This is a genomic window from Bacillus spizizenii TU-B-10 (assembly GCF_000227465.1).
GTDB classification, from domain to species: Bacteria; Bacillota; Bacilli; order Bacillales; family Bacillaceae; genus Bacillus; species Bacillus spizizenii.
In genome coordinates this window covers 2048004-2060279 of sequence record NC_016047.1, presented here as the reverse complement: position 1 = coordinate 2060279, position 12276 = coordinate 2048004, and the positions used below count along the sequence as shown (strand labels likewise).

Below are 12276 nucleotides of genomic sequence, written 5' to 3'. Positions count from 1 at the left end.
TCACCCATAAAGTTGAGGCAGCAGATTAGCGGACAGGGGCCATTCTCTGTCCGTCTTTCTTTTTGTATTAAGAATGGATAGCAGACACTTGGGAATGATAACATCATCCTTTTTCTTGGAGGCTTGTCATGGATCGTCTTTCTTTGCTTACTTTTATCATGTTGATTCTAGCCAGTTACAGGCTGACACATTTGATTGTCTTCGATAAAATCACGGAATTTATCCGAAAACCTTTTATGAAAAAGAAAAGGATCGTTGATCAAAACGGACATGTAGACGAAAAAAGCGTGCCGGCTTCTAACTTTGGGTACATGCTCAATTGCTACTGGTGTGCCGGCGTTTGGTGTGCAATCTTGATTGGACTGGGTTATCTCTTTTTGCCTCGTATTGCAGTTCCAGTCATCTTTATTTTAGCCATCGCAGGAGCACAGGCGATTCTTGAAACAGCTGTCGGTGTCGGCGTAAAACTCATTGATGTGTTAAAGAGCCTGCAAACCATGATAAATGATAAAAAGTCCTAAAGCAGCGGAACAAAATGCTTCAGGACTTTTTTCGTTTATCTGGTGATATAGACATAAATCCTGATTTCTTCAATCCGATTAAGCACCCTTTTACAGCCCGGGAATACCGTAATAGCGAATAGTGAAAGTGATGTAATGGGGGAGAAGAAACAGAATGAAGGTTTGTCAAAAGTCGATTGTCCGTTTCCTTGTCAGCTTGATCATCGGAACGTTTGTCATCTCCGTTCCGTTTATGGCCAATGCGCAGCCTGACAGGGAACTGAGAGCCGTATGGATTGCTTCCGTATTGAACATTGATTGGCCGTCAAAAAAAGGTTTATCGGTGGAAGAGCAAAAGCAGGAGTATATCAAACTGCTGGACGATGTACAAAAAATGGGGATGAATGCCGTTATTGTTCAGATTAAACCGACGGCAGATGCCTTTTATCCGTCCGCTTACGGACCTTGGTCTGAATACTTAACCGGTGTCCAAGGGAAAGACCCGGGCTATGATCCGCTTGCATTTATGATTGAAGAAACCCATAAACGAAATTTAGAATTTCACGCATGGTTTAATCCTTACCGCATTACAATGAATCATACGGACCTCAATAAATTGTCTAAGGATCACCCGGCAAGACAGCATCCAGACTGGGTTGCCGCTTATGGAAACCAGCTTTATTATCATCCGGGCATTCCTGAAGCGAGAGATTTTATCGTCAAAGGTATTGAAGAAGTGGTAAAACAGTATGATATCGACGCCGTTCATATGGATGATTATTTTTACCCTTATAAAATAGCGGGACAGGAATTTCCTGATCAAACACAGTATGAACAATACGGAATAGGCACTTTTTCCAATATTGATGACTGGCGGCGGGATAATGTGAACCAGCTTGTCAAACAAATCAACCAAACAATTAAAGCTGCAAAGCCATATGTCAAATTCGGCATCAGTCCCTTTGGTGTATGGAGAAACGCGGCAGATGACCCAACCGGATCGAATACCAAAGCAGGCGTCAGGAACTATGACGACCTTTATGCAGATACGAGACATTGGATCCAAGAAGGCGACATCGATTATATTGCTCCGCAAATCTATTGGAGCATCGGCTTCAATGCAGCAGCTTACGACGTACTGGCTGATTGGTGGAGCAATGAAGTCAAAAATAGGCCTGTTCATTTATATATTGGCCAGGCAGCCTATAAAATCAATAATAACTTTGATCCGCCATGGTCCGACCCGGAGGAGTATGTAAGACAAATCACCTTGAACCGTCAGCTTGAGCTTGTGAAAGGAAGCATGCATTTCAGCCTCAAAGACCTCAACAAAAATCCGCTTGGCATCAAAGACAGGCTCATTATCGAGCTTTACAGCAAACCGGCACTGGTTCCGCAAATGCCTTGGCTTGACAGTACCGCCCCAAATAAACCGAAGCTTACGAAGGTCACCGAAGACAAAAACGGCAATCTTCTGCACATACAAGACCACCCATCAAATCAAGAAACGAAAGAAACAGCCTATTATGCGATATACAGAGCCGAAGGGAAAAAGCACAAAACATTGCTGGCAACCGCTAGAAAAACAAATGAGCAGCAAACCTTCTTAGATGAGACGGCAGAACCAAACAAGAAATATACGTATTATGTCACTTCAGCAGACCGGCTCCATAACGAAAGCAAGGCTTCCAAACGTAAGATTAAATAAGAAATGAGAAGGACGGCTTTCTAAGTCGTCTTTTTTTAAAAAGTTATTTTGGTAGATAAGATACTTATGATGAGCCGCTGAATTTGTTAAAGAAAAGCAAGGGAGGGACTCAAATGAATATGGAAGCGGTTTTTGCACATTTCCCAGTATTGGAATCTGAAAGTCTAGTTTTAAGTAACATCAAAGAGGAGCACGTACAGGATGTATTTTCAATCTACGATAATGACAAAGTGTTCGAATACTGCGGCATCATTCCGAAACATAACATGAAAACAGTAGAGAAAATGATTAGCCATTTTGATAGGGATTACAACAAAAAAAGCAGAATCAAGTGGGGAATTTTTCCGAAGAGTCAAGAGAATACAATGGCGGGAATCATTGAAGCGATGGATTTTAACCAAAAAGTAAACATGGTAACGATTGGATACTATTTTGCTGAAGAATACTGGGGGAAAGGCTTTGCCACTGAATCCGTCCGCATGCTTGTCTCATTTTTATTTGAGAAAGTCAATGTAAATAGAATTCAAGCTGAAGTCATGCCAGCAAACGAGAATTCAAAAAACGTCCTCTTAAAAAACAATTTTATGAAAGTAGGATTAGTCAGACAAGCTTCCTATTGGTCCGGTATAGGAGTTGTCGATTTAGAAATGTACGGCATTCTTAAGAACGAATACATATAAGTCTTTTCTTTTTCAAAAAAACCCTACGGATAGAAGATTTAAAAAGTCAGTTATTGAACTAACTAACTTTTAAGGAGGAGCACCATGGCAAAACCAAATATCATTTCCAAAGAAGCACTCATTCAATCAGCCAAAGCATGTATCGTAGAAAACGGTTTAGAAAAACTGACATTAAAATCAGTTGCGAAACAAGCCAATCCCATTGATGTTTTCACGTAAAAAATGAATCGGTTTTAATTTTCAGACTTCTTTTGTCAGGGAATGATTACAGAACTCGCCTAATAGGATGTTACAAAGATGTGAAGGAGGAAATCAAGTGAATTTTGAGCTGACAAAAGAACAACAAATGGTTCGTGAAATGGTAAAGGATTTTGCGAAAAAAGAAATCGCTCCTCACGCTGAACATGTAGATCAAACGGGCGAGTTCCCGATACAAACATTTAAAAAAATGGGTGAGCTCGGGCTGATGGGTATTCCATTTCCCGAAGAATACGGCGGATCAGGCGGCGATACGATTTCATATGCCTTAGCGGTTGAAGAAATCGGCAAAGCCTGCGGAAGTACTGGATTAAGCTACGCTGCAGCGGTCTCGCTAGGCGCAAGTCCTCTTTATTACTTCGGAACAGAAGAACAAAAACGGGCGCATTTGACTCCGCTGGCTTCAGGCAAAGCACTCGGGTCATTCGGCCTGACGGAACCAAATGCCGGCTCAGATGCAGGAGGGACTCAAACGAAAGCCATTACAAATGGTGATGAGTATGTAATCAACGGCGAAAAGTGCTGGATCACGAATGCAAGTTACGCACGAACGGTGATTGTAACCGCAGTAACAGGCAAAAACAAAGAAGGAAAAAACATCATTTCCGCATTGATCGTGCCAACTGACACAGCCGGACTTACGATTACGAGCCCGTACGATAAAATGGGTGTCCGCGGTTCAAATACAGCGGAAATTTTGCTTGAGGATGTGAGAGTGCCTGCGGGCAACTTACTTGGCGATCCAACAAAAGGGTTTAAGCAGTTTCTATACACGCTGGACGGGGGACGAATCTCCATCGCTGCTCTTGCAGTCGGCATCGCCCAAGCGGCACTTGAAGCATCATTGGCATATGCGAAAGAACGAAAGCAGTTCGGACAGCCGATTTCTTCCTTTCAGGCCATCCAATTTAAGCTTGCTGACATGGCGATGGAAATTGATCTTGCACGGCAAATGGTGTTAAAAGCCGCTTGGCTGAAAGACCATAACCGTCCGTTCACAAAAGAAGCAGCATATGCCAAGCTGTTTGCATCTGAAATGGCGACAAGAGCTTGTAATCAAGCCATTCAAATCCATGGAGGTTCAGGCTACATGAAGGAATATGGGGTAGAACGGATGCTGCGGGACGCAAAATTAATGGAAATCGGTGAAGGCACCTCTGAAATTCAGCGTATCGTGATTGCCAGACAGCTATTGAAATAAAATGTAAACGCTTTCCAATTACTTAGAAAGGAGGAACAATGCATGGCTGAACTCATCCATTCCACAATCGGCAGACTGCTGGAACAAATCGCTGAAACCTATCCCGATCAAGAAGCGGTTGTTTATCCAGACAGAAAAATTCGCTATACGTACGCCCAATTTGACAGTCTGTGCCGTCAAACCGCTAAAGGACTCATGCGGATGGGGATTGGGAAAGGAGACCATGTAGCCATATGGGCTTCGAATATCCCCGAATGGCTTGCCGTTCAGTTCGCCACCGCAAAAATCGGAGCTGTGCTCGTGACCGTCAATACTAATTATCAAGCACACGAACTCGATTACTTGTTAAAGCAATCGGATGCTGCCGCTCTTATTGTCATGGATTCATACCGGGGCACTTCATACACAGACATCCTGAAGAGCCTCATTCCAGAGCTGCAAGAAACAGAGCCTGGCCAGCTGAAATCAGAACGATATCCCTTTTTAAAAACGCTGATCTATATTGGCGATAAACGTTTGCCGGGCATGTATCATTGGAACGATACAGAGATACTTGCGAAAACAGTGTCGGATGCTGAGCTGGAAGCCAGAATGAACAGCCTTGAAAAAGACGATGTGATTAACATGCAATACACATCAGGAACGACAGGGTTCCCTAAAGGGGTAATGCTGACCCATTTTAATGTCATCAATAATGCTGCCAATATCGCTGAATGTATGGCATTAACCTCGCAAGACCGCATGTGCATCCCGGTTCCGTTTTTCCATTGCTTCGGATGCGTGCTTGGGGTTTTAGCGTGTGTGTCCGTCGGGGCAGCCATGATACCTGTACAAGAATTTGATCCCGTTACCGTCCTTAAAACGGTAGAAAAAGAGAAATGCACAGCGCTCCACGGTGTGCCGACCATGTTTATCGCCGAGCTGCATCATCCGGATTTTGATGCATATGATCTATCGACGCTCCGAACAGGCATCATGGCCGGCTCTCCCTGCCCAAGTGAAGTGATGAAAGCTGTTATTGAAAAGATGGGCATGAAAGACATTACGATCGCCTATGGACAAACCGAAGCCTCACCGGTCATTACGCAAACGAGGGCGCATGATTCCTTCTTAAGGAGAGTCGAAACAACCGGCCGTGCCCTGCCTCATGCAGAAGTGAAAATTGTAGAACCCGGGACATGTCAAGAAGTTCAAAGAGGCGTGCAGGGAGAGCTTTGCACCCGCGGCTATCACGTTATGAAAGGCTATTATAAAGACGAAGAAGCGACCAGAAAAGCAATCAATCCCGATGGATGGCTGTTTACCGGAGATCTTGCTGTCATGGATGAAGACGGGTACTGCCGCATCACCGGAAGATTAAAAGACATGCTCATTAGAGGCGGTGAGAACATTTACCCGCGGGAAACCGAAGAATTTTTATATCGGCATCCTTATATTTTAGATGTACAGGTCGTTGGTGTGCCTGACGCCAAATTCGGGGAGGAGGCCGCAGCCTGGATTAAACTGAAAGACGGGAAAACCGCTTCACCTGAAGAAATTAAGGACTATTGCAAAGGGAAAATCGCCCGCCACAAAATTCCGCGTTATGTTATTTTTACAGACGAGTACCCGATGACGGCTTCAGGCAAAATTCAAAAATATAAACTGCGTGAAAAAACGATTGAAATGTTCAACTTATTATCATGTCAATGAGGTGAAGTCATGTTTACAAAAGTACTGATCGCCAATCGTGGAGAAATCGCAATGAGAATTATCCGAACGTGCAGCCGTCTCGGCATCAAAACGGTCGCGGTTTATTCTGAAGCAGACAGAGATGCTCCCCATACAAAGGCGGCCACAGAGGCTTATTTGATCGGGGAATCAAGAGTCAGTGAAAGTTATTTAAATATAGAGAGAATCATAGAGACAGCGAAAAAAGCAAACGCCGACGCCATCCACCCGGGATACGGGTTATTATCAGAAAACAGCCGATTCGCTGAACGCTGCAAGCAAGAAAACATCGTGTTTATCGGCCCTGCACCCGATATCATCGCAAAGATGGGCAGCAAAATTGAAGCACGTAAAGCAATGGAAGCGGCAGGTGTCCCTGTGGTGCCCGGCGTTTCAGAATCCCTCGGAGACATAGAGGCAGCCTGCCGCACTGCAAGACAAATCGGCTATCCTGTCATGCTGAAAGCTTCAGCAGGCGGAGGCGGCATCGGTATGCAGCTTGTTCAAAACGAGGAAGCATTAAGAAAGGCGTACGAGGGGAACAAAAAGCGCGCAGCAGATTTTTTCGGTGACGGTTCAATGTATATAGAGAAAGTCATTGAACATGCCCGCCACATCGAAGTTCAGCTTTTGGCCGATCAGCATGGCCATACAATACACCTGTTTGAACGCGATTGCTCTGTTCAGAGGCGGCATCAAAAGGTCATTGAAGAAGCGCCGTCACCATTTTTAGACGATAAACTAAGAATGAAGATCGGGCAAACGGCCGTAAAAGCAGCGAAAGCGATCGGCTATACAAATGCAGGCACAATCGAATTTTTAGTTGACCCGAATCAAAACTTTTATTTCCTCGAAATGAATACGAGATTGCAAGTTGAACACCCCGTGACTGAAGAAATAACGGGCCTGGACTTAGTGGAGCATCAGTTACGGATTTCTGCGGGCCATACTCTCACATTCTCCCAGCAAGACATCAAACGAAACGGGCATGCGATAGAGGTTAGAATATACGCGGAAGATCCCAAGACCTTCTATCCGTCACCAGGTACAATCACTGCGTTTTCACTCCCAAAAGGGGTCAGACACGAATGTGCGGTAGCAAAAGACAGCACCGTTACCCCTTTTTATGACCCTATGATCGCCAAGATGATTGTCAAAGGCCAAACCAGAGCGGAAGCCATTGAAAAGCTGGAGACAGCGCTCCGCGACTATCGGATAGAGGGAATCAAAACAAATCTTCCGCTTCTCATACAGGCTGCGGCATCAAAAGCATTTAAAGAAGGGGATGTCACGACTGACTTTTTGAAACAACACCTATAAAGGAGGCAGTTGTCATGACGGTTATGATACAAATGGCGGGAAACCTGTGGAAAGTGCACGTCAAAGCCGGCGACCACATTGAAAAAGGCCAGGAAGTTGCCATTTTGGAATCAATGAAAATGGAAATCCCGATCGTTGCAGACAGAAGCGGAACCGTAATAGAAGTCAAAAAAAATGAAGGCGATTTTGTAAATGAAGGAGACGTGTTGCTCGAATTGAGCGATTCCACTCAATAATTTGGAGGAAGACCATGTCATATCCTAAAAAAGTGAAAATCAAAGAGGTCGGCCCGCGTGACGGCTTACAAAACGAGCCCATATGGATACAAACAGAAGATAAAATCGCTTGGATCAACCAGCTATCCCGGACAGGGCTTTCGTATATTGAAATCACATCCTTCGTTCACCCGAAATGGATTCCGGCACTTCGAGATGCCATAGACGTGGCAAAAGGCATCGACCGTGCAAAAGGGGTAACGTACGCGGCACTTGTCCCGAATCAAAAGGGGCTGGAGAATGCGCTTGAAGGAGGCATTGACGAAGCTTGCGTCTTTATGTCCGCCAGCGAGACGCACAACAGAAAGAACATCAACAAATCTACTACTGAAACCCTTCATATTCTAAAACAAGTAAACGATGACGCAAAAAAAGCAAACCTCTCAACAAGAGCCTACCTCTCAACCGTTTTCGGCTGTCCGTACGAGAAAGATGTCCCCATTGAACAAGTCATCCGCCTTTCTGAAGCCCTATTTGAATTCGGGATTTCTGAACTATCGCTTGGAGATACGATCGGAGCGGCAAATCCCGCCCAAGTTGAAACCGTGCTTGAAGCTCTTTTGGCACGATTCACGGCCAATCAAATTGCCCTGCATTTTCATGATACGAGAGGAACGGCGCTGGCCAACATGGTCACAGCTCTCCAAATGGGCATCACTGTGTTCGACGGCTCGACAGGCGGACTCGGAGGCTGTCCATATGCCCCAGGTTCCTCCGGAAACGCTGCAACTGAGGATATCGTATACATGCTTGAACAGATGGACATCAAAACAAATGTAAATCTTGATAAACTGCTATCCGCAGCCAAATGGATAGAAGAAAAAATGGGCAAGCAGCTGCCAAGCCGAAATTTACAGGTATTTAAATCATCTTCATAAAAGAGAGGGCAAATACAATGGGAGAATCGGTTCTTTTTACTGTCCAAAATGAACATATTGCGTTGATCACCTTAAACAGGCCTCAGGCGGCAAATGCTCTTTCAGCGGAAATGCTTAGAAGCCTGCAATTGATTCTTCAGGAAATTGAATTCAACTCGAACATCCGCTGCGTCATCCTCACAGGCACCGGTGAAAAAGCGTTTTGCGCGGGCGCAGACCTGAAAGAACGGATAAAACTAAAAGAAGATCAGGTTCTGGAAAGTGTATCTCTCATTCAAAGAACGGCGGCTTTCCTTGAAGCCTTGCCGCAGCCGGTCATAGCCGCGATAAACGGAAGCGCATTAGGCGGCGGGCTAGAATTGGCATTGGCATGCGACCTTCGAATCGCAGCTGAATCAGCTGTTCTGGGCCTCCCGGAAACAGGGTTAGCTATTATCCCAGGCGCTGGTGGGACCCAAAGGCTGCCCCGGCTGATTGGCAGAGGAAAAGCAAAAGAATTAATTTATACAGGCAGACGCGTAACCGCACACGAAGCAAAAGAGATAGGCCTTGTAGAGCATGTCACGGCTCCTCGTGACCTCATGCCAAAAGCAGAGGAACTGGCCGCAGCTATTTCTGCCAACGGGCCGATTGCTGTCCGTCAGGCTAAATTCGCAATTAATAAAGGGTTGGAGACAGATCTTGCTACAGGCCTGGCAATTGAACAAAAAGCATATGAACATACCATTCCGACAAAAGACAGGAGAGAAGGACTTGAAGCGTTTCAAGAAAAAAGACGGGCCGTATATAAGGGAATATAAAAGGGAGGCAATGCTCATGGATTATGAAAAGGAACGAACAGAACGGGCCGAACAGATTCGAAAAGGCGGGGCGGAAAAGTATCATCAGAGCAACCTGGAAAAAGGCAAGCTCTTTGTCAGAGAGCGGCTTGCTCGTTTGTTTGACGATGATATCGAGCTTGAAGACGCTTTTTTTGCGGAATGTATGTCAGACGGGCTTCCCGCTGATGGAGTGGTGACGGCTATCGGCAAAATCGGTGGCCAAACCGTTTGTGTGATGGCCAATGATTCAACAGTGAAAGCAGGTTCATGGGGAGCCAAAACGGTTGAAAAAATCATCAGAATTCAAGAAACAGCTGAAAAGTTAAACTGTCCGCTCATTTATTTAGTCGATTCGGCTGGCGCCAGAATCACTGACCAAATCAATGTCTTTCCAGGGAGACGTGGAGCAGGACGAATTTTTTACAATCAAGTCAAATTATCGGGACGCATTCCGCAAATCTGCCTGCTTTTCGGACCGTCTGCGGCAGGGGGCGCTTATATTCCAGCCTTCTGTGACATTGTCGTTATGGTAGAGGGTAACGCCTCCATGTATTTAGGCTCGCCGAGGATGGCGGAAATGGTCATTGGCGAAAAAGTGTCTCTCGAAGAAATGGGTGGGGCACGTATGCATTGCTCAATCTCCGGCTGCGGAGATATTCTTGCAGAAACTGAAGAAGAAGCCATACGTCTGGCACGGGCTTATTTATCGTATTTTCCGGCTAATTATCAAGAAAAAGCGCCTATGCAAGAGAAACGCCCGCCAAAACACTTCGACATCCCGCTTGCCGACATCATTCCGCAAAATCAAAATGCGCCTTTTGATATGCATGAGCTGATTGAGCGGGTTATTGATGAAGATTCATTTTTTGAAATCAAAGCTTTATTCGCACCGGAATTAATAACGGGCCTCGCACGAATTCACGGACAGTCTGTCGGCATTGTTGCTAATCAACCAAAGGTAAAAGGAGGCGTCTTATTTCACGATTCAGCAGACAAAGCGGCTAAATTTATTACCTTATGTGACGCGTTTCATATTCCATTGCTGTTCTTAGCGGATATCCCCGGCTTTATGATCGGCACAAAGGTAGAACAAGCGGGCATTATCAGGCACGGAGCAAAAATGATTTCAGCGATGTCGGAAGCAACTGTTCCAAAGCTCTCTGTCATTGTCCGCAAAGCGTACGGAGCGGGGTTGTACGCAATGGCAGGGCCTGCGTTTGAACCGGATTGCTGCTTAGCGCTCCCAACCGCCCAAATTGCCGTCATGGGCCCTGAAGCAGCTGTAAACGCCGTCTATGCAAAAAAAATCGCTGAGCTGCCGAAAGAAGAGAGGGCATCATTTATCAGCAGCAAACGGGAGGAATACAAAGAGGACATCAATATCTACCGCCTGGCTTCAGAAATGATCATTGATGCCGTGATCCCAGCCAATTCGCTGCGTGATGAGCTGGCCAAACGGCTCAAGGCATACATGACAAAGGAAATGACATTTACCAATCGAAAGCATCCGGTTTACCCTGTATAAAAAAGCAAGGACTTAAGGAGCGCAAAAAGCGCTCTTTTTTATATTTGCAATAATAATATTATGTAAACCAATTAACTTTGCATAAAACACCATGGTTTTTAGAATAGTAAATAAAGGGTGCCGCACCTCTAGCGGCAATTGTCAGTTCATCATAAAAAGGGGCCTACATTATGTATCATTTATATTCACATAACGACTTGGACGGAGTAGGATGCGGAATCGTAGCAAAATTGGCATTCGGGAAAGATGTTGAGGTCCGGTATAACTCTGTCAACGGCTTAAACGCTCAAGTGCAGTACTTTTTAGAAAAAGCGAAGGAGAGCAACAGACAAGACGCATTATTCATCACCGATCTCGCCGTCAACGAAGAAAACGAAGAGAGATTAAATAAGTATGTTCATGCGGGCGGAAAAGTGAAGCTGATTGACCATCATAAAACAGCGCTTCATTTGAATGAGCATGAATGGGGATTTGTCCAAGTGGAGTATGATGATGGAAGGCTCTCATCGGCCACATCGCTTTTATATGGCTATCTCGTTGAAAATGGTTTTATGAAACCGACAAATGCCTTAGATCAATTTACAGAGCTCGTCCGCCAATATGATACATGGGAGTGGGAGCAGTATGATCAAAAACAGGCGAAGCGGCTTAATGATCTTTTCTTTCTGCTGTCAATCGATGAATTTGAAGAAAAAATGATTCAGCGTCTTTCTGCGCATGATGAATTTTTCTTTGATGATTTTGAAGAGAAACTGCTTGATTTAGAAGATGCAAAAATCGAGCGCTACCTCCGCAGAAAGAAAAGGGAGATGGTGCAAACCTTTGTTCATGAACATTGTGTGGGCATTGTCCACGCAGAGTCGTATCATTCAGAGCTTGGAAACAGACTAGGAAAAGAAAATCCCCACCTCGATTACATTGCGATTTTAAGCATGGGGTCAAAACGAGTCAGCCTGCGCACCATTCATGATTACATCGATGTGTCAGAAATCGCCGGCCGATACGGAGGCGGGGGGCATGCAAAGGCATCCGGATGTTCAATCACCGACGAAGTATACGAATTGTTTGTTGCTGAAGCATTCCGGATTGAACCTGTCCGTCCAGATGCTTTCCGTAATATCTATAACCTAAAGGGATCGGCGAACGGATCATTATATGAAAATCGCGCACAAATGAGATTTTTTCTGTTTCCTTTAGACAACGAGTGGAATATCCAAATTAACGGAGAAACACAGGATGAAACATTCGCAGCTTTTGAAGAAGCAGAATGGTTTATTAAAAGAAATTATGCCGCAACGCTCGTGCGGGATGAAGTATTTGTCGCTTTTTTAGCGGAGCATTTGAAGCTGGCAAACCAGCATCGCAGATAAAAAAATATGCATAGGGATGAATCAATCATC

12 protein-coding genes are annotated in these 12276 nt (G+C 45.0%); all 12 read left to right on the top strand.

Annotated features, from left to right (window positions below; translation table 11 throughout):
• Positions 1-128: 128 nt before the first annotated feature.
• Entirely contained in the window at positions 129-521 is a 393-nt protein-coding gene (locus GYO_RS32125; protein ID WP_003220186.1) for a DUF1360 domain-containing protein, read from the top strand.
• 154 nt (positions 522-675) lie between these two features.
• Positions 676-2208, top strand: coding sequence for a glycoside hydrolase family 10-like protein (locus GYO_RS32120; RefSeq protein ID WP_014113966.1), 1533 nt, complete (start codon positions 676-678; stop codon positions 2206-2208).
• A 113-nt stretch (positions 2209-2321) separates the two neighbouring features.
• Positions 2322-2888, top strand: coding sequence for a GNAT family N-acetyltransferase (locus tag GYO_RS32115; RefSeq protein ID WP_014113965.1), 567 nt, complete (start codon positions 2322-2324; stop codon positions 2886-2888).
• Between the two features lie 84 nt (positions 2889-2972).
• Positions 2973-3107, top strand: a complete 135-nt coding sequence (locus GYO_RS43350; RefSeq protein WP_014113964.1) for a hypothetical protein — start codon at positions 2973-2975, stop codon at positions 3105-3107.
• 97 nt (positions 3108-3204) lie between these two features.
• Positions 3205-4347 (top strand): acyl-CoA dehydrogenase family protein, encoded by a 1143-nt coding sequence (locus tag GYO_RS32110; RefSeq protein WP_014113963.1) that lies wholly within the window; start codon positions 3205-3207, stop codon positions 4345-4347.
• Positions 4348-4389: 42 nt separating this feature from the next.
• The gene (locus GYO_RS32105; protein WP_014113962.1) at positions 4390-6039 is read left to right on the top strand and encodes an AMP-binding protein; all 1650 of its coding nucleotides are present in this window, start codon (positions 4390-4392) and stop codon (positions 6037-6039) included.
• A 9-nt stretch (positions 6040-6048) separates the two neighbouring features.
• The gene (locus GYO_RS32100) at positions 6049-7377 is read left to right on the top strand and encodes an acetyl-CoA carboxylase biotin carboxylase subunit (RefSeq protein ID WP_014113961.1); all 1329 of its coding nucleotides are present in this window, start codon (positions 6049-6051) and stop codon (positions 7375-7377) included.
• Positions 7378-7391: 14 nt separating this feature from the next.
• Entirely contained in the window at positions 7392-7613 is a 222-nt protein-coding gene (locus GYO_RS32095) for an acetyl-CoA carboxylase biotin carboxyl carrier protein subunit (protein ID WP_014113960.1), read from the top strand.
• Between the two features lie 14 nt (positions 7614-7627).
• Entirely contained in the window at positions 7628-8530 is a 903-nt protein-coding gene (ldeG, locus tag GYO_RS32090; protein ID WP_014113959.1) for a hydroxymethylglutaryl-CoA lyase, read from the top strand.
• A 17-nt stretch (positions 8531-8547) separates the two neighbouring features.
• Positions 8548-9330, top strand: a complete 783-nt coding sequence (locus GYO_RS32085) for an enoyl-CoA hydratase (RefSeq protein ID WP_014113958.1) — start codon at positions 8548-8550, stop codon at positions 9328-9330.
• A 10-nt stretch (positions 9331-9340) separates the two neighbouring features.
• Positions 9341-10876 carry an acyl-CoA carboxylase subunit beta gene (locus GYO_RS32080; RefSeq protein ID WP_080010131.1) on the top strand — a complete coding sequence of 512 codons (1536 nt, stop codon included), beginning with the start codon at positions 9341-9343 and terminating at the stop codon, positions 10874-10876.
• Between the two features lie 170 nt (positions 10877-11046).
• On the top strand, positions 11047-12246 hold the full coding sequence (gene nrnB / locus GYO_RS32075) for an oligoribonuclease NrnB (RefSeq protein WP_014113956.1): 1200 nt from the start codon (positions 11047-11049) through the stop codon (positions 12244-12246).
• Positions 12247-12276: the final 30 nt, after the last annotated feature.